We start from the raw sequence: 23,635 nt of genomic DNA on the forward strand, positions 1-23,635 counted from the left end.
CGTTTATTCCTGCCGAGATTGGAGCGCTACGACATCGCACTCCACCTTGATTCCGGTCAGACCCGCGCCGACTGTTGTTCTTACCGGCAGCACCTTGACTCTCTCAAAGATCGTCGCATACGTTCGGCTAAAGCGCTCGAAGTCGCCGATATCCTGCAAATAGACGTTCACTTTCACAACGTCATTCAACGAAGATCCTGCTGCAAGGAGAATCGCTTCAATGTTTTTGAAAGTAACCATCGTTTCTTCTTCAATTGTCCCGCTCACGACCGCTTTGGTTTGCGGATCGAGCGGGCCTTGGCCGGACACATAGACGAATGGCCCAACTACGAGCCCTTGCGAATAGGGTCCCGTGTTGCCCGGCGCCTCTTTTGTCTGAACTGGACGCTTCGAATAGAATGTCATCGTTCATCCCTCCGATTATTGTGGAATAAATCTCCGATACTAGCTTACCTATCAAGCCAATTTGTTCAGCTGCCCACCGTCTATGACGAGCGTCTGACCACTCACATAGTTGGACTCATAAGAAGCGAGAAATAATGCCATATTCGCCACTTCCTCCGGCTGGCCAACCCGTCCGAGAGGAACGGACTTTAAATACTCTCGAATGAGCGATGGTTGATCAATAAGCGCCTGCGTGAGCCGTGTCTGTATAAATCCCGGACAGATCGCATTGACGCGGATCCCGGCTCGGCCAAGCTCGACCGCCATCGACATCGTCAACAAGTTTACGCCTGCTTTGCTGACATTGTAATGCGCTTGATTGGCCTCCCCTTGCATGCCGTTCACGCTTGAAATATGAATAATGGATCCTCGCGTGCCACATTCGACCATCGTGCGCGCCGTCTGCTGGCTGATGAGAAACGTTCCCTTCAAATTTACAGCGAGATGCCGGTCCCACTCCTCCTCGGTGATCGCGAGGAATTCCGTCTCTTGGCAAATGCCCGCGCTGGTGACAAGCACATCAATAGCTCCCCACTCAGCAAAGGTACGCTCGACTATCCGATCAACATCAGCTTTCACGGTTACGTCCGCAATTAGCGGAAGTGCGGTTCCTCCTGCTGCGCGAATTTCCGATGTAACCGATTCTAACGCAGCTGTATCGAGATCTGCTGCGGCGACGCAAGCGCCTTCGGAGGCGAATTTCAGCGCGATGGCACGCCCGATGCCCATGCCTGCGCCGGTTACGATAGCGACTTTCGAGAAGAGACGTCCCATGCTAGCACCTGCTTTCGGATCGTTCTATCTTTAGCTGACCAAACGCGCGATCGACAGCTTCGAGCGTCGCTTCGATATCAGCTTCGGTATGCGCAGCAGAGATGTACCATAGTCCATTCGATCGCACGAGCACACCTTCGTCCAACAGCTTCTCCGCGAATTTGGCATAGAGCAGCGCGTCGCGAGCATTAAAGGCATCGAATGTCGACACTTCCGGCGCATCCGTGAACATCAGATTAAACACAGGACCGATCTGATTGACTAAGCCTTTTATTCGATGCTGTATTAGTAATTCGCGAAGCCCCTCGGTGAGCCTATGAGTCAGCTGTTCCATCCTCAAGTAGACGGCTCCATCTTCCTTCGATAGCTCTCTGAGCACCGCAAGGCCTGCCGCCATGGCTGCGCCATTACCGTTCAAAGTCCCTAAGTGACTCACATGGCCGTATGTAACCAAATCCATGATGGCATGTGAACCGACAACCGCACTTAGCGCAATACCTCCTCCGAGCGCTTTACCTACCGTGACCAGATCCGGCGTGACGCTGAAGTGCGCATGAGCCCCTCCAAGTCCAAGTCGGAAGCCGGTAATGACCTCGTCAAAAATCAGCACAATATGGTGCTCCGCAGTTATACTCCGCAGCAGCTCCAAGTAACCCGTCTTCGGCTGGATGCAGCCAGAATTGCACATCACCGGCTCAGTGATAACCGCCGCGATCTCCGGTCCATGTGCGCGAATCGCAGCGATAAAGGCTGCTTCATCGTTCCATGGAAGGACGATGATGTCCGACAAGCTGTTCGCGCTTTGACCGCTCGTTCCCGGCTCAATTGCTGCGTTAGACATCTCGCCGCCGCGCATATCCGAGCTCGGGAAGGAGGTAAAGATGCTGTCTGACCAGCCATGATAATGGCCTTGGAACCGGACGATCTTCGATCTGCCCGTATAGGCTCGCGACAAACGAAGCGCAAGCATAACCGCTTCGGTGCCAGAGCCGCTGAAGACGACTTTTTCTGCCGCTGGCATCAACTCGGTCAATTTCCTGGCAAGCGCAATTTCCGCCTCATGCTGCAACCCGTATGTACAGCCGGCTTGCATCGCTTGAGTGATGGCTGTCGTTAATACCGGATGAGCATGCCCTAGTATGAGCGGTCCGTATGCGAGCAAATAATCGATATACGTGTTTCCGTCCACGTCAATCAACCGAGAACCCGACGCGGATGAGGCATAGAGCGGAACTGGCTGCATGGCAGCGCGTAACGAGCTTGATACTCCCCCTGCCAGATAATTCTTCGCTTCTGCTAATAGCTGCTTCGAGTGTTCATAGTGATTCACCGTGCATCACTCCTCCGTTCGAGTCATCCTCTGCTATGCCGCACCAGCTGAGCATCGTTTCAATATAGATGCAGGCTAGCTGCAGCAAGCTGTTCACTTCCACGTATTCATCAGCAGCATGCGCATTCTCACCGACCGGGCCAAGTATGATCGCAGGTGTGTCCGAGAACTGATTGAACATAAATGCATCACAGGCGAACGGAGCCATGTGGGCCTCCATTGGCAATCCGGTTATTTCACTTGCTAGAGGCAGCAGGAGATCAGTAAGCGACGTCTTGGCTTCGCTCCCATACAAGAACCGCGTGATCTGCTCCCATTTCACGTTCAGCTTCCCATGCTCATCACTTTGATGAATGACTCGCTCCATCCGTAATTTGAATTCCCGCTCCATATCCGCCAATGACTCACCTGGCATACACTCAACCCATACCTCTATGAAGGAAGACTCCGGCACTCCGTCAGCCATCCCTGGATCAAACGAACCCGCATGAATCATCGACAGAACGACGTTCGGTGTCGTTACTGCCCCTGAAGGTGTGCGGAACACTTTCGCTTCGCGGACTTCAGCGGCATAACGTTCAATCTCCGATACCATGTGTGCAATCGCATAGATCGGATTCGTAACCTCCTCGCCTCCAAAGCCCATTCCTCCTTTACCCTGCACCGTAATTCGCCAAGTGACGCCGCCTGTATGCGAAGTACACACGCGTAAATTTGTAGGTTCAGGCACAATTGCAGCATCCGCGCGGCTGCCGCGAAGGCGACCTGCCAGTGTGCCGTTAGCGCCGCCCATCTCTTCGTCGACGACGCTCTCGAGGATGACATTCCCCCGTAGCCGTATCCCGTGCTCCTTCAAGTAGCGAAATGCGAGCAGAATAGCGGCGATCCCGCCCTTCATGTCATTCGAGCCGCGACCGTAGACTCGGCCATTCAGGGCAACCGGTTCAAACGGTGCGTGACGACCAGCGACGCCAGGGACAACGTCCGCATGAACAGCGAATAGGAGCGATTGACCTCCTCCTGCTCCTTTCTTCACTGCAACCAGATTGGGCCGATCCGTGTAATCACGACCAGGCCAATATTGCGGATGCTCAGCTAGTCCGTTTACCTCAGTTAATGAATAAAGCTCCGTACTGAAATCGAGTGCATCAAGCTGCTGCTTGAGATATAGCTGCACTGGTTTCTCGTCCCCGACAGGTGGTAAATTCTCACTTCTACGTATAATTAGATCGGCTAGTGTACGAATTAGTTCGGTTTCATGAGCCTCAAGCCAACTTAGTGCCTGATACGCAACATTCAATCTAATTCCTCCATCTAATTAGTAAGATTTATTTACTAATTAGAGTATAGAACAGCGTCAGCTCGTCCTACAATGCCTATTTCCACATTTATACAAATAAAGAAGGCCACCGACACCGGCAGCCTTCTCCCATTCCTATTTCCCCTGATTGTTGCTTCATTCTTTTCTTCAATTTGTACATCAATCTGTGCTTAATGCTTTCCTTCAATCTCTTTCTTCTCGCCTTGCGCTCTCTTCGCTTTCATCTCAAATATCGTCTGCGTATGGTCGATGAAATCTTCGACTTCCTTCAGTGCAGCCTGCTTCTTCTGATTTGCTTGCTCATCCGTAATGTCGCCGTGCTTTAACCACGGCAATCTTCGTATTCACTTCAGACAACAGCGTATCAATCAGCTGCTGGCGGGATACGCCATGCTCCTTCGCGATATCGGCGAACGATTTGCCCCCTTGAACCTGCACGGCGAAAGAAAAAACGGCGACAGCCATTTCACCTTGTTCGTCCATAATTTCTTCCATACCGCACAATGGTGCGATATAGACTCTTGTCGCTGAGTGACTTAAGCGCACTGAAGCTCGGACGTGTATTCACCTCGAGAATCCATAGCTTCCCGTGATGGTCGAGCGCCACATCCAGCCCAAGCTCATTGAACTTCTTGCTGCGCTTATCGAAGCAGTGCGCGGTTTCCATACCGAGCTTCTTCAGCTGCTTCGTATAGCTCGCTACCTGCGACTTGTTGTAGCCTGTGCGCCGCAAGGTCGGCTCAACTAGCGCCAGCTTGCCGCCCTGATGATAGTTCGTCACGACTTTACCCGGCTTGCCGAGCTTGACGAACATCACGGTCGACACCCATTTGCGTTTTTTGGACCGCTGCATCGTCATGCGGAGATCGAATGGTCGGCCGCGGCAAGTACTCAGCTTGATCCCTTTCTGGAGCAAATAGCTCCTGCCGCTGGCGATCGACTTCAGCTTGCGGTAAAGCGCGCGCCTTGAAGTCAATTTTGCCGAACGCAAATCCTTCTTCACGTGGAAAGTACGGCCCAAGCTACGAATAATTCGAGCAATTCCTCCGCCACCTGTTCCGCCAGTCGGTTTGAAGTAAACCATCTTATATTTGCCGGTCATTTGTTTAAGCGATATACGTGTGAACTGCTTCGTCTCCGGAACGAAGCGTCTTAATTTCCGGTCTGACAGCAACCATTTGGTCTTCGTCCATTTACTCTTGATCGAGAAGCCGCGGCCGCCTTTTCGAGGCATTCCATCATCTCCTTCGCACCTACCAAGGATAGATTACTCTCCTAGACGAGAAATGGCACGGCGGATAACGGGCTCCCATCAAAAATAGGCGATGTGTCGATCAATTTGGCAGCAATGGCAATTGTCCCGAGGAAGCAGCAAAGTCCTTCTGCATCTCTACCCACCATGATCGACGCACAAATCCATCCCGACTCTTGTCCCAGAACGAATTCCATGCCTCGCTATTCGTTGCCCCTGGAATATATTTGATAACGATCCGTGCCCATTCCTTGTTGGCCGTTTGCAGCCGCTGAAGGAAGTCCTTTTGTTCATCATTTAATGTGAGATCGGATTTTGGAGCTGTACAATCATAGAGAAGGCCATTGTTCATCACCTTCCTCGACAAATACAGCTCTGCATCTAGAGTGAATTTGGCTACATTGTTCAGATTACCGTCTTGCCGACGCTTCCCTAATAACTCTGCAGAATGATCAAGCTCTTGCATTTGATTCATGATTTCGTGAGTATTCCCACAGAGCATCTGTGCATGAAGAGAAGTGAGTACAACCTTCCCCTTTGTATCCTTCAGTGTATCGTTAAGAACCTTGTCATTTTCAAGAATAGCGTGTGATAGACCCGAGACAGTATTGCTCAATTTCTCTGAAATATAACGATCATCGTACTTATTCTCATTATGCTGCCGAACCGTAATGATAAGCAGGATCAGCACGATCAATCCCAGTACTGCCGTGCTAATCATCCATTTCTTGTTAACCAATGGTACCTCTCCTCTAGTCAATCACTCTACGTGCTGTAACGAATCGCTCTTTCCACTGTCCTTCGAAGGTTTCAAAATGAACACCAAGCTTGTCTGAGTAAGTATGCAGAATACGGCCATCTCCCGCATAGATTGCAACATGTCCGATGTCGAGCCCGCGTGCGCTGAAGAACAGAAGATCTCCTTTACGCAACTCGTCAAGCTTCACTTCTGTACCTTCTTTCGCCTGATCGTAGGAGAGCCTCGGAAGATCAATGCCTAGCACCTCGCCAAAAACATGCTTGACGAAAGAAGAACAATCAAACGTATTCGTCTGATCAGAATCAGCTCCAAACTCATAGTGTGTGCCCAGGTAAGCCCCGCCAAATGCGATAATGGCATCAGCCTGCATCGCGGACAAGCTTTGACTCGAGTAATCCGTATACTTCGGTTTGGCGGAAATAAATCCGATCCCATTATCCTCCGTTTGCACCTCCAGCCAATTCGCGTCAACCTCCCGAATGACATGGATGCGCTCTGCCTTCGGCAGCATGCGGACAACGGTTGCAGCATCCTCGCCGCTAGGAACCGTTCTTAAATGAACACCATATGTAACGTTCGTGTCAAATGAATGCGCCGATGAAATGGTGATGGTATGCAGCGCAGCATGCCATTTGACCGCATTGCCAAGCAGCTCGCTCACGAATCTCAGCGGAACCATCGTTAATCCATTTATGATCTGTCCAGGTGCTGGAAGCTCTAGCTTCTCCTGATTCTTGTAAGCGACTTGATCTCCCAGTTTATATGTAATAACCGAGTTGTCTTTCTTCGCTGTAATCGAATGAGCAGCTTCATCCCATACAACCTTGGCACCTTCCGCCTCGAAGATCGGGCGCATCGGAACAAAGCTGATGCCGTTCTCGATGATGACAGGTGCTGTGAATGGCTTCCCGTCCAGGAATAACGAAGGTATCTGCTCCGCCTCTGCAGCGTGTAGACTAGTCCCTTGCGCTATCGTAACAGCCGCGAGAACGAGCATGCTTGAGATCATTTTCCAATTTCCAGTCATTAGCATCTTAAGGATACTCCTTCCACGTTAGGTACTTATTAAACGCGTATCGGCCCAATAAGTTCTGCTGCTGCTTGAAGTTTTATCGAGCGAAGCATTCGAGGCGGGCTCGTGCCATATAGTTTAGTAAACGTCGAACTAAAGGAGCGCGAGCGCTGTGAAAAAACATTTTGCCGCTTGGTTGCTGAGCGCACTGCTGCTGTCGTTAACGGCCTGTTCGGAGGATTCGCCAACTACAACTACGAATAAGGTGCCAAGTAATACAGCGAGCCAAACGGACAACACGGGTACGAAGGACGATCCCTCCGCTTCCAGCACGAATACCAATAAGGAGCCAAGCACACCATCTAATGATACTGGAAACACACCATCGAATAATGTATCGAATGATCCTTCGACCGAACCGACCGACAATCCGTCGACCTCGCCATCGGATGATCCTTCAACTACCCCAACTGATGATCCGTCGACCACGCCTTCTACGCCAGATTTCGTCCCGCCTTACACCTTCCAATATCCGGACGCGGTGCGGGGCATCTACGTAACTGGCTGGTCTGCAGGCGGCGCGCGGATGCAGACGCTTCTGAAGCTTGTTGATGATACTGACCTCAATGCGATGGTAATCGACATTAAGGACGATGATGGCTATATTACGTTCAAGCCCGAGGGTGATCTAGCCGAGTTCGGCCAGCCGTATATGCGTGATCCGCAGGCACTCATCAAGACGCTGCATGAGCATAACATTTATCCGATTGCCCGCATTGTAGCGTTCAAGGATACGGTGCTTGCGAAGAAGCATCCCGAGCTCTCTTATGTACTAGACGGCAAAGTTTGGCGCAACGGCAACGGTGATGGATTCATCAATCCATTTCTGAAGGCGAACTGGCAGCACAATGTCGACGCCGCCATTCTCGCCGCGAAGCTCGGCTTCCAAGAAATCCAATTCGACTACGTCCGCTTCCCAGAAGGGTTCGAGCGCAAAGACAAAGTGCTTCAATATTCAATGGGCGAGTACAAGGATAAGAAGCCGACCAAGTTCATTGAGGAAGAGAAAGCCTATTCAGAAGCAACGGCAGCGTATGATTCGGGGCTTGCTCCTCTGCAGACGGCGTATGATACAGCGACCACGACGTATAACGGCAGCAATACGGACGAGAACAAGAAAGCGATGGACGATGCGCAGAAAGCGCTCAGCGACTACAAGAAGACGATACCGAAGGCACCGGACTTTAGTCAGAAAGAACGGTTCACTCAGCTGCGCGTTGACGCGGTTACGGACTTCGTGCATTTTGCGAGGGAACAGTTGAAGCCTTACGGGGTGAAAGTGTCTGTCGATATATTCGGATACTCCGCTACATTGCCGGAAGCACCAGGCATCGGGCAAAATTTCAGCCGCATCTCGGACAATGTCGACGTCATCTCATCCATGATCTATCCGAGCCACTGGAGCGACGGGTATTTCGGCATCAAGCATCCGGATATCGAGCCGTACCGCCTCGTGAGCGAGTATGCAAAGCGAGAGAAAGAGAAGCTTGACGCACTTGAGACACCTCCGATCTCTAGGCCGTGGATACAAGACTTTACCGCTTCCTGGCTTGCGAAGGGCAGTTATATCCATTACGGCAAAGAGCAGGTCGACGCCCAAATTCAAGCGCTTCATGATTCAGGCATTCATGAGTTCTTAATCTGGAACGCCAACAACAAATATTCCGCTGACGTGAACTATACACCGTAGTTCTAGCCTTCCCGGCAGCAGTCGTGAAGAAGCCCCGTTCGATATCCGAACGGGGCTTCTCAAATTGTAGAGGCACGGTTGCCTGAGAGGCTATTGGGGCCAAATTAGCTACTCGCTGTCGTCCTGCTTCTGACGTTTGTTATAGACCACGATATAACCGATGAGCAGAATGACCGGTATCATAATGGCTACGGGTATAAATAAAATCGGTGTCATCCCTGTACTCCTTTACTAGCTTAGTTGCTGCCGGGCAAGCGGCTTGGCGGTCAACAAAAGGCTGCCGAGCGCATAAACGCCGGCAGCCTCCAACTTCTTATTCCTCAGGGAACTCCACGTTGTGGTAAACCTGTTGAACATCTTCCAAATCTTCGAGCGCATCAATTAGTCTCTCGAACAAAGAAAGGTCGTCTCCCGACAACTCAACGAAATTTTGCGCGAGCATCGTTTGCTCAGCAACTGTAAACTCAGTCGTACCCGCTTGCTTGAAAACAGCTTGTACCGAGTAGAATTGATCCGGCTCCGCATAAACGATCGCCGATTCCTCTTCGTCTTGAATATCGCGAACGTCTACATCCGCTTCCATCATCAATTCAAGCACATCGTCGGCGGACTTGCCTTCTACACCGATAACCGCAGTTGGGCTGAACATATAAGCAACCGAGCCGCTAACGCCCATGTTACCGCCACGCTTATTGAACACCGAACGAACGTCCGCAGCTGTGCGGTTAACGTTATTCGTCAGCGTGTCGACAATGATCATCGAACCGCTTGGACCGAAGCCTTCATAGCGCAGCTCAGAGTAGTTCTCATCCCCGCTGCCCTTAGCCTTCTCAATCGCGCGATCGATAATGGATTTCGGTACATTGTATGTTTTGGCGCGTTCGAGTACGAATTTAAGCGCTTGGTTCGACTCCGGATCCGGCTCACCTTTCTTGGCTGCCACATAAATCTCAATGCCGAACTTGGCGTTAACCCTGCTTGTGCTTGCGTCCTTCGATGCTTTCTTCTCTTTAATATTATTCCACTTGCGTCCCATGCTGTACCCACTTTCCTAAACGAAGATATAATGATCCTTGAACCATTATATTGAATAATACATAGGGAAGACAAGTGCTAACCCCTGATCCGCTCCCGAATCATCGCAGCCAGCTTCTCCACTTGCTCAGCAGGCAGAGCGCCGGACGCCATAGAACGTGCAGCAACCGGTGGATACCAGGCTCGAATCTCAGCTTCTGTCACACCTGATACGCTGCAATATTCGTCCATGAATATACGATACGCCGTTTGTCTTACAGACTGGAAGAATTGGTCCACCTCGGCAGGCGTTTCAGGAGGAAGAACCGCATATTCAATGGCGACACATACTTCTGCGACATCCGCTTCCGGATTGCCAATTGCAGCATGCATCCAATCAATCATGACGAGACGATCACCGTCGATAATGAGATTGCTAAGGTTCGTATCCCCATGACACAATTGTTTCTTCGTAGGCAGCTGCTCCAGATAAGTATGTAATGCCGCCATCTCTTCGGCAGTAAGAGGCTCTGGATGGCCGATGATTGCTTTCAAATTGTCGCGTTGACTCGTCATGATCCCTTCAGCTGGCGTCTGATGAATCGTATTCAGCACTCGCGCATACTGCCGAAGCTCATGATCCGCCTCTTCCGCCGCGAATAGCTCTAACGCGTACAAGCTTTGAAAGATTCGATTAACGAGCGTTTCTCCCGTTATTCTCTCATAAACAATTCCGTTCCGGGCTTCCCATGTCACCATCTCATAGGGTCTTGGCACTGGCAGACCGCTGCTCCATGCTGCAGAGCAGTTACTGTACTCGCGCAGCACATCTTCTTGTTTCCAGTTTGAATGATATAGCTTTACAACTTTGTCTGCACTCCCGCCCCATTCATAAACTTCACAGCTTGAACCGACTCCGACACATTCTCCAAGCATCTCGTTGTCTCCTATCCCTTGATTGAATTGGTAGTTGTCTTTACCGTCAGGTTCACACTTCGGCTCGCGCTGTCCCATACAACGGGTAAGCCAAACGCTGCCGTAACTGCACGAATTGGTATGTAAGCAATGCCACCGCGAAGGATAGGCGCAAGCTCTGCAGCCGCTAGTTTGCCGTCGATCCACAAGGAAGCCCCGCCTTTGTAAGAGGCTATTGCAGATGTGTTCGTCCGAACTAGTACGCTACTGGTCCTCGCATCCCAATTAACGGACTGACCACTCAGCCCCGCCACCGATCGGACCGGAATATACACTCGCCCATTCTCCGTTAACGGCTTCGAAGCCGGATCAGCAACAGGAATGCCGTTCAATGACAAGAACACGCCCGTCGCCGGCTTCAGCTCAATTTCCGCACGCAAATTGGATCCATTACCGTAGTTCATTCCGGAAGTCCGAATATAGCCTTTACCCAGTGGGATCGGTTTCAACGTCCCATCAACAGCTGTCCCAAAAGCTGGCATCTTGAAATCGACTGAATAGCGACCGAACTTCGCTGTACTCTTATAAATAATAAGCGAAGGATCGGGATCAGCGCTGTTATAGTTGTTCTGAATCGGTACCCAGTATACGATAAGAGGTGATTCCTTCTGCGAATCGCCATTGACCCCTACCAGATGAAGCTTTTCTCCAAAATGAGCAGGATTCGGAGTAACGACAAGCGGCGGCGGCTCCACCTTCAATTCGTTATAGAGATGGTAGGATTCAGCGTCTTGCAGAACAAGTGCTTTGTCATTACCCTGTGCTATTGTAAGGCCAGCCCCTTCAGCTACTTCGATATAGCTAACCCCGTCCGTGAACTCTATGTCCATACCATGGAAGAACGTTTCCGTTACGACAGGTCTTACCGTTTTTACAACACCTTTCGAAACGAACTTTTTGAGCAAGCTGCATGCTTTGTTTATCTTGTCATGATCATCCGGATTGGCACCCACTAACGGAAAATACGCAAGATCCCCCTCTTGGAGATACACGGATTCCACCGTTTGCGGGCTGCAGCTTGCTGCAAGTTCTTTCAGAGGCTTGCTCTTTGGAAGCTGCTCGCGCTCTTTCTCGTAAGATGGGCGCATATAGGTAAGTCGATATGACTGCCTGTTTGATTCAAGCGGATTTGTATAGAAGAAGTCCATTTGCCCGTGTCCCATATCTGCAGCAAAATTGAGCGTATCGCCGAGATACGGAATTTTGTTCGTCCGGGCATACTTCAGCTCGTCCCCAGTCAGCAGTTTATCCGCCAAGACGACGACGGAATTGTCCTTCTGATCAAGCAGCGTCAAGAGTCCTGTTGAACTCGGCCTTGCGACAACATAATCCACACCAATGCTTTGGAGTGTATACACATCGTCTTTACCGAACAGCTCCGGCAGATTGTAGCTCTCGATTGGCTTCGCATTCTGATCGTATACCGACACGTCGCGTCCATCGGTCAATAAATACCGTGCTTGCCAGGCGCCCGAGACAAGAACTTGCGTGTAGGAGGCATTTTGCTCATAACGTCCTTTATAAACCGCTTTCTGCTGAGCGACGATCTTCTTCGCGTGTACGAGAAGCTCGTAAGCCGTATACTGCACGCCTACTTTATCGACGATGGTAAGAACATAGTCACTGCTCGTCGCCCCGCCGCTGTTGATCGAGATCGTGCCTTGAATGGTCCCATCCAGCTTGCCAAGCAATGTAACCGGCGTTTGCTCGTCCTTCGTCATATAAATTTCGCCTGTTTTGCGATTCAACCACATCGTGCTCCATGGATATTCTTTAAACAAGTCGTCGCTGCGCGTAATATGCACCGTTGTTGCGGCAGCATCCCATTCTACTTTAGCCCCGGTCGCCTCAGACAAGAAGCGAAGCGGCACGTAGATGCGGCCTTGAACGAGCTGAAGCGGTACGCTCAGCGTCATTGCTTGTCCATTCACGGTCGCCGTCAATTCGCCTACGATCAGCTTAATAGACAGATTCGGATAATACAGCGTTGCCGATTTGGTCGCCGCCGTCCATGAAACTGTCGTGCCGAGCAGCTCGCCCATATCACGCAAAGGCAAGTAGATATTGCTCCCGTCCCTATAAGGAGCGGACTTCGGGGTAAAGCTTTTGCCATTCATCGTCACTTTAATAGCTGCCGATTCTGCTTCTGTTTTGGCGAATGCAATGACGGGGAGCTGAAGTACAATGGATGCGATAAGCAATAGTGCTATGAATGCATAACGAGCTTTTCTCATGCGTAACAACGACTCATCCTCCTGTCCAATATAGGCCTGTATACTCCCATAGACGCATGCGGATGAGAAAGGTTGCGACAAATTCCTTATTTTGGATCAAATTGGATTAAGTCTGAAGCTGAGAGCACACATAGAGAGGCTCGATTCAATCGGCTACTCTCTATTACGCTCTCTCAGCTTCGCCAAGCGGCCGATTTCGGCTGTTTCCTTATCTGAGAGTGCTGAATCTGTACTCTCATTGCATCAATCGGCCGATTATAGTCCTGAGAGTACGTATTACGCTCTCTCAGCTTCGCCAAGTTGCCGATTTCGGCTGTATCCTTATCTGAGAGTGCTGAATCTGTACTCTCAGTGCATCAATCGGCCGATTTTTGTGCTGAGAGTACGTATTACGCTCTCTCAGCTTCGCCAACAAGCCGATCTTGTCTGTTTCCTTACCTGAGAGCTCTGCCGTCACGACTCATACATATGTGGCCCTTCTCAGCGGAGAAGGTTTACGGGGAGCTAGACGACAATGACCGCAAGACCATTCGTAATCAAGTTGGTTAATGCAGGAGCTTGGTTCAGCTCATGAAGCTCCTCTCGAAGCGGGGCTTCTAACAAGGTAAGCTCTGGATAATTCACGACTAGCTCCAACAGCTCCAGACGCAGCAGCCAATCCGTCGGATACGTGCTAACTAACTTCTGATAGATGTCTGTAAGAGCCAACACGTCTGGCTCGCTCAAAGTTTGCTTTGCACGAATTGTTGCCGTCAGCTGATACAGCTGCTCCAACTCGGACAGCGATACGGACTGCTCTTGCTCTTGCTCTTGCTCTTGCTCTTGCTCCTGCTCCTGCTCCTGCTCTTGCTCTTGCTCTTGCTCTTGCTCTTGCTCCCTCCCCCGCTCCCGCTCCTGCTCCTGCTCTTGCTCTTGCTCCTGCTCCTGCTCCTCCTCTGCTGACTCAGATTGCTCCAAGTCCAGCTCAACTTTATAGTACGCAATCGGATCAACCGCTCCGGGATAAGCCGAGACAATTCGAGAACCGACCGCCATGTCGTACGTGCCCCACTCTTTCTTAAACAGCTCGCGCCCCGCTAGCGTCACCGTGCAATCCTCGAATGAAATGAGGAGCAAGGCGTCATTTTGCCGAAGGATCTGTTTTACTCTGCCCTTCACGACCACGCCGCTTGCATATTCAAGCGTCGATGAGCTGCCGATTGCTATACCGAGCCCCGCCAGCGCAGCATCGTCATAGCTCTCCAGTGCGATCCCACCTGCCAACTGCCCGATTGGCGTACCGAATCCTGTCGCATGATAGTCGGTACCATGTCCAGCTAACTGCTGTTTACCCGCCGACAGCGCAGTCTCTCCGGCAGTCTTCACATAGATCGCTTCGCCATCTTGATCGGTCACAACCTCCTGCACGATGCCCGTCACGCATAGCCCCGAGTTGAACTCGAATGTCGCAACTTGCTTGGAAAGCTTCGCCTTCTCCAGGCTCTCAGTACCGCCAACCCGGTAGGCCATCGTACTCGCTAACAATTCCGCGCCTGCCTTCAACTCATCAAAGCTCTTGCAGACGAACAGCTTGGACTGCATCTCCGTCACAACCTTGGGACTCGCAGCGCAAGCCACTACCGAGTAGGGAAGCTTCGCTACCGCATCCGTGAAGCAGTGCTTGCTCTCCCCGACCGAGGACAACAGCCCCGCGCCATAAATGCGCGGATGATCGAGCTCGCCGATGAGCCCATATTCGACCGTCGCCCAGAAGAGTCGCGACACTTGTTCGGCTTCGGACAGCGAGACGACGGCCTGCTGCTTCTGCTCGACGAGTCGCTGTGCGGCTTCTTTCTCTTCGTCCGTGGAGTTCGGATCCTCCATCACGATCGTTAGCTGCCTAAGCGCTTCGAATGCCTCGCCTCGCTCCTTCATCGAGAAAGCCTTCGTTCCGATCTCTCCCATCTGCTGCACATAGGAGCGATATTCCGGATCGAACAGAATCGGCGCATGCCCTGCCGCTTCATGAATGATATCCGGCGCAGGCGTATATTCAATGTTTGTTAGTTTACGAATTTCGGCGGCAATGGGCAGAATACCGCTCGCCAGCAGCTCATAGAACACGGCACCGGGAATGAGCCCATTCACAATGACAGCGCCCCAGCCGATCTTAGCGAGACAGTCGTTCATCTCGGAGACGCGTGGAATCTGCTCGGTTACAATACCCGAGCTGCGCAATCCTTCAACGAACGCCGGGTGTGCGCGATCCTTCAGCACATGATGATTTTGCCGCATCACATAGCGCCATACCGCATGATTGATCGGCGTATAATCGTCGTAATGCTGTTTAGCGACGTATTTCTTCAAATGAGGCGGAATCTGTTTCATTCAATCGACTCCCTCACGATTTTGCGCAAATACGACTCAATTCGGTATCCAGCTAGTCGGATAATTCGGGTCCTCCAGCTGCAGAGCTCCTCTTGCCACGCGTAGCGGCCTGAACGTATCAATCATGACTGCCAGCTCAAGCGTCTCTTTCTTCCCGAGTCCCGCTTCAATCTTGCCTGGGTGCGGACCGTGCGGCATCCCGCTCGGATGGAGGGTTATCGAGCCTTCCATGACACCTTTGCGACTCATGAAATTGCCCTTCACATAATACAACACCTCATCACTATCGACATTACTGTGAAAATACGGCGTTGGTATTGCATCCGGATGATAATCGAACAACCGCGGCACGAAGGAGCAGATGACGAAATTATGCCCCTCGAACGTCTGATGAATCGGCGGCGGCATATGGATACGACCGGTGATCGGCTCGAAATCCCCAATATTGAAAATATACGGATACAAGTAACCGTCCCAGCCTACGACATTGAGTGGATGCTGCCTATAGATATGTTTGTGCAGAAACCCACTTCGTCTCGTCCGTACTTCGAACTCCCCTTCTTCCGTATGGGTCTCCAGCTTCTCAGGGAGGCGAATGTCCCGCTCGCAATAAGGGCTGTGCTCAAGCAGCTGTCCCTGTTCATTCCGGTACCGCTTCGGCGTTGTAATCCAGCTTGTTGTCTCGACGACGAGCAGCTTCGCAGCTTCCCCTTCTTCAGGAACAACACGATAGATCGTGCCTGTCGGGATAACGATATAATCACCCACCCCGTAGCTGAGCGTACCGAACATCGACTCGATTTTGCCGCTCCCATAGTGGACAAAGAGCAGCTCATCTCCGTCCGCGTTGCGATAATAGTAATCCATCGTCTGCGCGAGATTCACGATTGAGATGGTGACGTCTTCGTTACTGAGAATGCAGCGCCTCCCCGCTACCGCATCGCCGCTTTCTTGGGCCTGTGCAGTCAAAAAATGCCGATGGCGAAGCGGGCCTTGATCCTCATAATCAATCAGGCAAGGCGCATGCAGATCAACTCTGAGCATCTCCGTTGGTCCGGAATGATGATACAGAATGGACTGAATGCCGGAGAAGCCCTTCGTCCCCATCACCTGCTCCCGGTACAGCGTGCCGTCTTGACGCCTGAACTGCGTATGCCGCTTACGTGGTATGTCCCCCATTCGATGATAGAAAGGCATGCCGATTAAAACCTCCTTTCCTCAAAATGCCGGCAGCACTCGACCTGTCACCTCGCCAAAGCCCACACGGTAGCCGTCGCCTTGGCAATAACCGGTCAAGGTCAGACGGTCACCATCCGCGAGCCATATCCGCTCCTCGCCACTCGGCAGCTGAATCGGCTCCGTCCCTCGCCAAGTCAGCTCCAGCATGCAGCCGCGAGCTTCCTTCGCTTCTCCGCTAATCGTGCCTGATGCGAGCAGATCTCCAGCTTGCAGGTTGCATCCCCCTGCGGAGTGATGCGCGATTTGCTGAGCAATCGTCCAATACAGGTGGCTGTAGTTGCTTGAAGTGATTGTTACTGGCTGCTCACTCACGTTTGTTTGCAAATTGGCTTCGAGTTTAATATCGAAAGAATTCGCGCTTTCAGGTGTGAGATAAGGCAGAGGCCTGGGCGTTTGCTCAGGAGCTGGGATTCGGAATGGAGTTAGCGCTTCTAGCGGCACGACCCAAGGGGAAATGGATGTTGCAAAATTTTTACCGAGGAACGGGCCTAGCGGCTGATATTCCCATGCCTGGATATCACGTGCGCTCCAGTCGTTAACGAGGACAAGTCCAAATAGGTGGTCCTCTGCTTCGTTGATCGGAATAGGCTTACCTAGATCGTTGCCTGTTCCGATGATCCATCCAACCTCCAGCTCATAATCGAGCTGACGGCTCGGGCTATAGATCGGAGCTTCCGAATTCGGCAGCTTGACCTGCCCGTTCGGACGCCGCACATCGGTGCCGCTGATAACGATGGAGCTCGCTCGGCCGTGATAGCCTACAGGCAGGTGTAGCCAGTTCGGCATCAATGCGTTCTCTTTACCGCGAAATAACGTACCGACATTCGTCGCATGCGACTTGGAAGCATAGAAATCCGTGTAATCGCCGATCTGCACCGGCAGCAATAGCTCAACCTGACTTTGCAAGTGGAAAGCGGCTGCCCGCAGCCGTTTATCATCGCGAAGCGTCGGTTCCTCCGCATCAAGCAGCCTGCTTAGCGAACCGCGTGCTTCCCGCCAAGCCTCTCGCCCGAGCGTCATGAATGCATTTAACGTCGGTTGAGCGAAGATACCCTTCCCCGTCACTGCAGGGAGATGGCTGAAGCAGCCCGCTTCATCGAGCGCAGCCAGATCTAGCACATAGCTGCCAATCGCGACTCCTATGCGTGGCAGTCCTCCGTGCTGAGGGCGAAACACACCATAGGGCAGATTTTGAATGGGAAAATGCGACTCGGGCTCCACTTCGATAAACGATCTACTCCGTGTCACGTTATCCCCTCCTCTGCTCCAAGCAGTTCAGCTCCCGCAGCTCCTCACGCGGCTCGTCGAAGCTGCAGCTGCCGTAAGAGAGCATCGCCTTCGCCCGACATCGCTTCACGGCCTCAGAAGACATCGCAAGCTGCCGCCACTTGATGCCATCTGCTCCGAATTCAAAGTCTGCTGGTTCCTCGTCGTGCAAGATAGATCGGATCGCATCGTGATCCAACCCATGCTCCCAAGCGAGCAGACCTGCGAAGAATACATTGAGGAACCCGTGCATCTTCGTATGCACTTCATCTCGGAGCATGCGAATAGGATGGTGCAGACCCGCAGTAAATTTCATCGGAACTTGCCCGTCTCTACACGCTGCGAGCGCTGTAGCAACCTGGCTCGGAGAAGGGAACGCCGAGGCGATTACGCCGCCTGTTCTCAGCTTGATGCCGAGCGACACATTAGAGTCCGCATTGAAAGCAGCAAACTGCACAATCGCTTCATTCATTGCATTCTCCCACTGCGAATCCAGAGGATAGGTCAGCTCGCAGAACGTTATTAACCGAGCGGCAGACGTTTCTTGCGAGATGGACTGAAGCAGTTCATGATCGATTGTAACCGCAGGCAGCGGCAGCTCCAGTGAGTGAACAGCCGCCGCAAGCTGGTATTGATTGCGGAATTCTTCAATCCATTCGAGGCTGCCCGTTAAGAGCGTCAGACATTCCGCTGCGGAGCGGCTTCGATTCCCAATGACCGACAACGATAGCGGATGATTAGCTGAGAACATCCGCTTAAAGGGAGCAAGCTCGTTCAGTCGCGCAATCGGGATGACGAATTTCCCTAACATCCATTGGTCTTGATCATGCATATAGCTGTGATACTGCTGGATCGCCGCTTGCATGGGTAGCTCTGCTGGAGGGAACAAACCCGCGTAATCAATGAGCTTTTCCATGAAAGGATGAATGCTCGTTATCATGATTTCACAGCCTCCTTCTTGCGAATGGATCGCTTGTGATGTATCTTCTCTCCTAATCATCGCTTGTCAAATGCCGAATCGCCTCAACCGCGTCTGGATTTTCCAGTGTCGACAGATCGCCTGGCGGAGCGCCTAGATAGGCTGCCTTGATCGCTCTTCGCATCACTTTTCCGTTCCGCGTCTTCGGCAGTGCCTCTACTTCATAGATCGCCTTAGGCTTGAACCCTTTGCCAAGTTGATCGGCGACCAGCTGGGGAAGTTCATGGCTAAGATCCACGATCACACTCGCATCAGGCCGATGAATGACAACGAAGCAGACAGCTGCTTCTCCCTTCGTATCGTCAGGGACGCCAATAGCCGCTGCTTCCACGACTAGCGGATGAGCGGTCAGCACGGATTCCAGCTCGGCAGGGCCAAGCCGCTTGCCCGCAATGTTAAGTGTGTCGTCGGATCGACCGGTAATGTACCAACTGCCGGCATTATCGTCGATGGTCACCCAATCGCCGTGTACCCATGTATCCGGCCATCGCGACCAATACGTCTGCTCGTAACGCGCGGGGTCCTGCCAGAAACCGCTTGCCATGCCGAGCCACGGGCTCTTCAACACAAGCTCACCTACTTCGCCGCGCACTGGCTTCCCCTCATGCGAATAAACATCTGCATCCATACCAGGAATGGGCGAATTGAAACCAGCCGGCGCAATCGGCTTCAACAGCACATTACCAAGAATACCGCCGGATATTTCGGTACCGCCGGAGTAATTTACAATCGGCACACGATACTTGCCGACCTGCTCATACAGCCATAGCCAAGGCTCATCATTCCACGTCTCTCCCGTAGAGCCGAAGACTCGCATTGAGGAGAGCGTACAATCGCGATAGCAGGCATCTCCATATTTCATAATGCTGCGGACTAACGTAGGCGATATGCCTAGATGGGTGATCCGATGCTTATCCACGAGCGAGAACACCCGATTCGGCATCGGATAATCCGGCGCACCTTCATAAAGCACCATCGCAGCGCCATTCAACAATGTGCCGTAGACGAGAAAAGGACCCATCATCCAACCCATATCCGTCACCCACAGCATGACATCGCCTGGCCTAACATCCATTACGTAGCCCGCATCGAAAGCGGCTTTAATTGGGAAGCCCGTATGCGTATGAATAATGCCCTTCGGTACACCAGTTGTACCGGAAGTGTAGAGCAGCATCAACGGTTCTTCGCTGTCCATTGGTTCTGCTTGTAGCGGTTCTGCTTGTAGCGATTCTGCTTCTGCTTCTGCTTCTGCTTCTGCTTCTGCTTCTGCTTCTGCTTCTGCTTCTGCGTCTGCTACTGCTTCTGAGTCTACAACTTCTTGTCGCCGCGCAAACTCGCTCCAGTCCACATCGCGGTCCTGACGCAACAGCATGGAAGCATCCCCCAGCCGCCGTACAACGACGACATGCTGGACCAAAGGCACTGTATCCACCGCCCTATCGGCTTCCTCTTTAAGCACGATAATCTTGCCTTTACGATAGAATCCATCTGCGGTAATCACAACTGTACAGCCTGCCACGGCTAAACGTTTCGCAGCCGCCTCAGCTCGGTAGCCCGAATAGATTGGAATACTGATTGCACCGAGCTTGGCGATGGCGAGCATTGCAATAACCGTCTCTGGAATCATCGGCATATAGATTGCGACCCGGTCGCCTTTATGCACGCCGAGCCGCTTCAAGCCGCCAGCTGCAGCATTCACTTCAGCTGCCAGCTCACTGTATGTGAAGCAACGCGAAGTGCCGTCTTCGCCTTCCCAGATGAGCGCTTGCCGCTCCGCAGTAACCGGATCAGCAAGCCAACGATCGAGCGCATTCGTCGCAGCATTCGTACGCCCGCCAATAAACCAGTTGGGCCATTGAATGCCTCGCACAAGCTCGACGGTCTGATCGTAACCTCGCTCCCAGACGATGCCCATATCCTGCACCACTGCATCCCAAAACCAGCTGATGTCAGCAATGGACCTCTCATAGAACGCATCGTAATCGTCGTAGCCGAGCTTCTGCATGAACTGAAATAACCGTGTCTGCTTAATCGTTTCTTTTGTCGGGTGCCATACCGGATTTTGCCGCATATTCAGCATCTCCTTACAGCATCAGCCTCTATTACAGATTGCCTCTGCGGGCTTGTTCGCGTTCAATCGACTCGAACAACGCTTTGAAGTTGCCTTCCCCGAATCCAACCGCGCCTTTGCGCTGTATGATCTCGACGAACAGTGTTGGCCTGTCGACGATCGGCTTCGTGAAGATTTGGAGCAAGTAGCCTTCATCATCGCGATCCACGAGAATATCAAGCTCACGAAGCTTCGTCAGCTCCTCATCAATAACGCCTACCCGAGCCGGCAGCATTTCGTAATAGCTGTCTGGCGTACTCAAGAATTCAATGCCGTTTCCCCGTAACGTGGACACAGTGGAAATAATATCATTCGTGAGAATCGCAATATGCTGTACGCCTGGGCCATGATAGAAATCGAGAAATTCCTGAATTTGCGACTTGCGTTTGCCGTTTGCAGGCTCGTTAATCGGGAATTTGATTCGCCCGCCGCCAAACATCACCTTCGACATCAGCGCCGAATATTCCGTCGAGATGTCTTTGTCGTCAAAGTGAATCATTTGCTTGAAGCCCATCACATTCTCGTAGTACTCCACCCATTCCTCCATCCGCTCTACATTGCCAACGACATGGTCGATGCCGATTAGCCCCGACGGACTGTGGGGAATAATCAAGTCACAAGCTTCATACTTCGGCAGGAAGACTCCCTTATAATCGCTGCGGTCGATTAACGTATGCACCGTATCTCCATATGTGCCGACAACGGCGAGCCGAACCGTTCCATTCGAATCGCTTATTTCCTTCGGCTCCATCACCGGAATCCCGCCGCGCGACACCGCTTCATGATAAGACTTCTCTACATCATCCATGCGCATCGCAATATCCTTCACGCCGTCGCCGTGCTTCTTCGTAAACTCCGCAATCGGGTGATCTGGCGATAACGCGCCGCTCACTACGATTCGTGCTTGCTGCTGCTCAAGCACATACGACACTTTGCCGGACTCTCCGGTTTCAAGGCCCGCATAAGCAACCTGGCGGAAGCCGAAGCCTTTGCTCAGGTAATGTGCGGCCTGTTTCGCATTTCCTACATAAAGCTCGAGATATTCGACGCCTCGCACTGGGAAGAAATCCGAACCACTTTGGCCAATCCGTCGCTGTTTCTTCATGCTGTCCTCATCCCTTTTCGCATTTACCGTTATGTTATTCAGCACCTGCCTATGGTGACGAAGCTGCTGTATTAATATTTATTCGGCGGATGGGCGAACTTTCCAATTTATTGTCGACAGCTTGTTGCTATTCCTCTCCGAAACGAAAAAAACAGCAAGCCCCCGAGTAAACTCGGATTAGCTTGCTGTTTCGTATAGAAGCTTATTTGGCTACGATATAGCCTTCTGCCTTCAACAGTTCGGCGATTAGAACTGCACCGCCTGCTGCGCCGCGGAGCGTGTTATGCGACAGCCCAACGAATTTGAAATCATAGATCGAATCTTCGCGCAGACGACCAACCGATACGCCCATGCCATTCTCGGTGTCACGGTCAAGCTTTGTTTGCGGTCTGTTCTCTTCTTCGAAGTAAGTGATGAACTGCTTCGGTGCACTCGGCAATCCCAGCTCCTGCGGACGGCCTTGGTATTCACGCCAGCGAGCAAGAATTTCTTCCTTCGCCGGTTTGTTCTCGAATGAAGCGAATACAGTCGCCAAGTGGCCGTCTGTTACAGGAACGCGGATACACTGTGTCGTGATGAGCGGCGCGTTTGCTTTGACAATCTCACCGTTCTCAACCGTACCCCAGATACGAAGCGGCTCTTGCTCGCTCTTCTCTTCTTCGCCACCGATGTAAGGGATGACGTTGTCGAGCATATCCGGCCAATCTGTGAAGTTCTTGCCTGCGCCAGAGATCGCTTGGTAAGTCGAAGCGACAACTTGCGTCGGCTTGAAATCAAGCAGCGCATGAAGCGCTGGCACGTAGCTCTGGATGGAGCAGTTCGGCTTCACGGCAATGAAGCCTGTTTCCGTTCCGAGACGCTTGCGCTGTGCTGCGATGACTTCAAGATGGCTTGGGTTAATCTCCGGAATGACCATTGGAACGTCTGGCGTCCAGCGATGTGCCGAGTTATTCGAAACAACAGGCGTGCCTGTCTTCGCGTATGCTTCTTCGAGCGCTTTTATTTCATTCTTCTTCATATCGACTGCGCAGAATACGAAATCAACGCCAGCTGCTACTTCTTCTACTTTCGAAGCATCCTGTACAACGATTTGCTTCACTGCTTCAGGAATTGGCGTGGACAGCTTCCATCTGCCTTGAACCGCTTCTTCATACGTTTTTCCAGCCGAACTAGCGCTCGCAGCAATTGCTGTTACTTTAAACCATGGATGCTGATTCAGCAGCTCAACAAAACGCTGACCGACCATCCCTGTGCCACCGACAATACCAACTTTTAGCTTATCTGTCATTCCAATTCAATTCCTTTCAGATAAAATATATTTTCTCTACATAATCTCATTTGGTGTACCTTATGCAAACGTGAGCCGAGTTGCAACAGCACCGTTTATAACAAAAAAATCCCACCCCCAAGACTTCGTAAAGTCTTAGGGACGAGATTGGCATGCTCGTGGTACCACCCTAGATTCGCCGAAATGTCGCCACTCCAGCCTCTTCGAGTACGGCATTATGGAAAGCGAATGCTTATACTCTAGCTCTGTAACAGGAGCTCCTGTCACCCCATCCCCCGCCGATTGCGAGTTCCGGTGTGCTGCTCTAAGCCTTTTTTCAATAAAGTTTGCTTTGCCCCTTTCCAGCTGCCGGAGCTCTCTGTAAAAGCAGTTCTTTACCTACTCTTCTCTTCATCGCATTTGAATGTTGCGTTTA

The 23,635-nt window shown here is 51.8% G+C and carries 20 protein-coding genes and 1 other annotated feature; of the genes, 1 reads left to right on the forward strand and 19 read right to left on the reverse strand.

The features are described from left to right. Nucleotides 1–3: 3 nt before the first annotated feature. The 9 genes from BMY11_RS15465 to BMY11_RS15500 all read right to left on the reverse strand — a co-directional run bounded on the left by BMY11_RS15465 (nucleotide 4) and on the right by BMY11_RS15500 (nucleotide 6,914). Nucleotides 4–405: a Rid family detoxifying hydrolase gene (locus tag BMY11_RS15465; protein WP_090577704.1), complete on the reverse strand. Its 402-nt coding sequence runs from the start codon at nucleotides 403–405 to the stop codon at nucleotides 4–6. Between the two features lie 51 nt (nucleotides 406–456). After that, nucleotides 457–1,218 (reverse strand): SDR family NAD(P)-dependent oxidoreductase, encoded by a 762-nt coding sequence (locus tag BMY11_RS15470; RefSeq protein WP_090577706.1) that lies wholly within the window; start codon nucleotides 1,216–1,218, stop codon nucleotides 457–459. Nucleotide 1,219: 1 nt separating this feature from the next. Further along, nucleotides 1,220–2,548: an aspartate aminotransferase family protein gene (locus BMY11_RS15475; RefSeq protein WP_090577708.1), complete on the reverse strand. Its 1,329-nt coding sequence runs from the start codon at nucleotides 2,546–2,548 to the stop codon at nucleotides 1,220–1,222. Then, nucleotides 2,535–3,848 carry a M20 family metallopeptidase gene (locus BMY11_RS15480; protein ID WP_177182667.1) on the reverse strand — a complete coding sequence of 438 codons (1,314 nt, stop codon included), beginning with the start codon at nucleotides 3,846–3,848 and terminating at the stop codon, nucleotides 2,535–2,537. The genes BMY11_RS15475 and BMY11_RS15480 overlap by 14 nt, the downstream gene beginning before the upstream one ends. A gap of 191 nt (nucleotides 3,849–4,039) precedes the next feature. Continuing rightward, nucleotides 4,040–4,204 (reverse strand): hypothetical protein, encoded by a 165-nt coding sequence (locus BMY11_RS28895; RefSeq protein ID WP_177182668.1) that lies wholly within the window; start codon nucleotides 4,202–4,204, stop codon nucleotides 4,040–4,042. Further along, nucleotides 4,170–4,352: a hypothetical protein gene (locus BMY11_RS15485; RefSeq protein ID WP_090577712.1), complete on the reverse strand. Its 183-nt coding sequence runs from the start codon at nucleotides 4,350–4,352 to the stop codon at nucleotides 4,170–4,172. Before BMY11_RS15485 ends, BMY11_RS28895 begins: the two co-directional genes overlap by 35 nt. Then, nucleotides 4,336–5,103: a YheC/YheD family protein gene (locus BMY11_RS15490; protein WP_090577714.1), complete on the reverse strand. Its 768-nt coding sequence runs from the start codon at nucleotides 5,101–5,103 to the stop codon at nucleotides 4,336–4,338. Before BMY11_RS15490 ends, BMY11_RS15485 begins: the two co-directional genes overlap by 17 nt. 100 nt (nucleotides 5,104–5,203) lie before the next feature. Then, nucleotides 5,204–5,860, reverse strand: a complete 657-nt coding sequence (locus BMY11_RS15495) for a hypothetical protein (RefSeq protein WP_090577717.1) — start codon at nucleotides 5,858–5,860, stop codon at nucleotides 5,204–5,206. A gap of 13 nt (nucleotides 5,861–5,873) precedes the next feature. Then, on the reverse strand, nucleotides 5,874–6,914 hold the full coding sequence (locus tag BMY11_RS15500) for a stalk domain-containing protein (RefSeq protein WP_256217520.1): 1,041 nt from the start codon (nucleotides 6,912–6,914) through the stop codon (nucleotides 5,874–5,876). 151 nt (nucleotides 6,915–7,065) lie between these two features. On the opposite strand from BMY11_RS15500, the gene BMY11_RS15505 reads away from it, so the two are divergent. Further along, nucleotides 7,066–8,643, forward strand: coding sequence for a putative glycoside hydrolase (locus BMY11_RS15505; RefSeq protein ID WP_090577719.1), 1,578 nt, complete (start codon nucleotides 7,066–7,068; stop codon nucleotides 8,641–8,643). A gap of 313 nt (nucleotides 8,644–8,956) precedes the next feature. Here BMY11_RS15505 and BMY11_RS15510 read toward each other — a convergent pair whose 3' ends face one another. From BMY11_RS15510 to asd, 10 genes are all read right to left on the reverse strand, one after another. Further along, the gene (locus BMY11_RS15510) at nucleotides 8,957–9,679 is read right to left on the reverse strand and encodes a YebC/PmpR family DNA-binding transcriptional regulator (RefSeq protein ID WP_090577721.1); all 723 of its coding nucleotides are present in this window, start codon (nucleotides 9,677–9,679) and stop codon (nucleotides 8,957–8,959) included. Between the two features lie 77 nt (nucleotides 9,680–9,756). Beyond that, nucleotides 9,757–10,593 carry a phosphotransferase family protein gene (locus tag BMY11_RS15515; RefSeq protein ID WP_177182669.1) on the reverse strand — a complete coding sequence of 279 codons (837 nt, stop codon included), beginning with the start codon at nucleotides 10,591–10,593 and terminating at the stop codon, nucleotides 9,757–9,759. An 11-nt stretch (nucleotides 10,594–10,604) separates the two neighbouring features. Then, nucleotides 10,605–12,866: a copper amine oxidase N-terminal domain-containing protein gene (locus BMY11_RS15520; RefSeq protein ID WP_256217536.1), complete on the reverse strand. Its 2,262-nt coding sequence runs from the start codon at nucleotides 12,864–12,866 to the stop codon at nucleotides 10,605–10,607. Nucleotides 12,867–13,370: 504 nt separating this feature from the next. Further along, entirely contained in the window at nucleotides 13,371–15,233 is a 1,863-nt protein-coding gene (locus BMY11_RS15525; RefSeq protein ID WP_090577727.1) for an aromatic amino acid hydroxylase, read from the reverse strand. A 36-nt stretch (nucleotides 15,234–15,269) separates the two neighbouring features. Beyond that, complete coding sequence (locus BMY11_RS15530) at nucleotides 15,270–16,430, reverse strand: homogentisate 1,2-dioxygenase (protein WP_090577729.1); 1,161 nt, start codon at nucleotides 16,428–16,430, stop codon at nucleotides 15,270–15,272. A 21-nt stretch (nucleotides 16,431–16,451) separates the two neighbouring features. Beyond that, the gene (gene fahA / locus BMY11_RS15535) at nucleotides 16,452–17,720 is read right to left on the reverse strand and encodes a fumarylacetoacetase (RefSeq protein ID WP_090577731.1); all 1,269 of its coding nucleotides are present in this window, start codon (nucleotides 17,718–17,720) and stop codon (nucleotides 16,452–16,454) included. A gap of 1 nt (nucleotide 17,721) precedes the next feature. Continuing rightward, nucleotides 17,722–18,678: a hypothetical protein gene (locus BMY11_RS15540; protein ID WP_090577733.1), complete on the reverse strand. Its 957-nt coding sequence runs from the start codon at nucleotides 18,676–18,678 to the stop codon at nucleotides 17,722–17,724. 52 nt (nucleotides 18,679–18,730) lie between these two features. Then, nucleotides 18,731–20,788 carry an AMP-binding protein gene (locus BMY11_RS15545; protein WP_256217523.1) on the reverse strand — a complete coding sequence of 686 codons (2,058 nt, stop codon included), beginning with the start codon at nucleotides 20,786–20,788 and terminating at the stop codon, nucleotides 18,731–18,733. 31 nt (nucleotides 20,789–20,819) lie between these two features. Continuing rightward, nucleotides 20,820–21,932, reverse strand: coding sequence for a 4-hydroxyphenylpyruvate dioxygenase (gene hppD, locus BMY11_RS15550; RefSeq protein ID WP_090577734.1), 1,113 nt, complete (start codon nucleotides 21,930–21,932; stop codon nucleotides 20,820–20,822). Nucleotides 21,933–22,134: 202 nt separating this feature from the next. Further along, entirely contained in the window at nucleotides 22,135–23,220 is a 1,086-nt protein-coding gene (gene asd, locus BMY11_RS15555; protein WP_090577736.1) for an aspartate-semialdehyde dehydrogenase, read from the reverse strand. A 134-nt stretch (nucleotides 23,221–23,354) separates the two neighbouring features. Further along, nucleotides 23,355–23,623, reverse strand: a binding site (T-box leader). Between the last annotated feature and the right edge of the window lie 12 nt (nucleotides 23,624–23,635).

This window comes from Paenibacillus sp. OV219 (assembly GCF_900110075.1).
Lineage (GTDB): Bacteria > Bacillota > Bacilli > Paenibacillales > Paenibacillaceae > Paenibacillus_Z.

What these genes read in the sequence shown, in the direction of transcription:
- BMY11_RS15465 (WP_090577704.1), bottom strand. Translation starts at nt 405, where the DNA reads ATGACATTCTATTCGAAGCGTCCAGTTCAGACAAAAGAGGCGCCGGGC.
- BMY11_RS15470 (WP_090577706.1), bottom strand. Translation starts at nt 1,218, where the DNA reads ATGGGACGTCTCTTCTCGAAAGTCGCTATCGTAACCGGCGCAGGCATG.
- BMY11_RS15485 (WP_090577712.1), bottom strand. Translation starts at nt 4,352, where the DNA reads ATGGACGAACAAGGTGAAATGGCTGTCGCCGTTTTTTCTTTCGCCGTG.
- BMY11_RS15490 (WP_090577714.1), bottom strand. Translation starts at nt 5,103, where the DNA reads ATGCCTCGAAAAGGCGGCCGCGGCTTCTCGATCAAGAGTAAATGGACG.
- BMY11_RS15500 (WP_256217520.1), bottom strand. Translation starts at nt 6,914, where the DNA reads ATGCTAATGACTGGAAATTGGAAAATGATCTCAAGCATGCTCGTTCTC.
- BMY11_RS15510 (WP_090577721.1), bottom strand. Translation starts at nt 9,679, where the DNA reads ATGGGACGCAAGTGGAATAATATTAAAGAGAAGAAAGCATCGAAGGAC.
- BMY11_RS15515 (WP_177182669.1), bottom strand. Translation starts at nt 10,593, where the DNA reads ATGCTTGGAGAATGTGTCGGAGTCGGTTCAAGCTGTGAAGTTTATGAA.
- BMY11_RS15520 (WP_256217536.1), bottom strand. Translation starts at nt 12,866, where the DNA reads ATGAGAAAAGCTCGTTATGCATTCATAGCACTATTGCTTATCGCATCC.
- BMY11_RS15525 (WP_090577727.1), bottom strand. Translation starts at nt 15,233, where the DNA reads ATGAAACAGATTCCGCCTCATTTGAAGAAATACGTCGCTAAACAGCAT.
- BMY11_RS15530 (WP_090577729.1), bottom strand. Translation starts at nt 16,430, where the DNA reads ATGCCTTTCTATCATCGAATGGGGGACATACCACGTAAGCGGCATACG.
- BMY11_RS15540 (WP_090577733.1), bottom strand. Translation starts at nt 18,678, where the DNA reads ATGATAACGAGCATTCATCCTTTCATGGAAAAGCTCATTGATTACGCG.
- BMY11_RS15545 (WP_256217523.1), bottom strand. Translation starts at nt 20,788, where the DNA reads ATGCGGCAAAATCCGGTATGGCACCCGACAAAAGAAACGATTAAGCAG.
- hppD (WP_090577734.1), bottom strand. Translation starts at nt 21,932, where the DNA reads ATGAAGAAACAGCGACGGATTGGCCAAAGTGGTTCGGATTTCTTCCCA.
- asd (WP_090577736.1), bottom strand. Translation starts at nt 23,220, where the DNA reads ATGACAGATAAGCTAAAAGTTGGTATTGTCGGTGGCACAGGGATGGTC.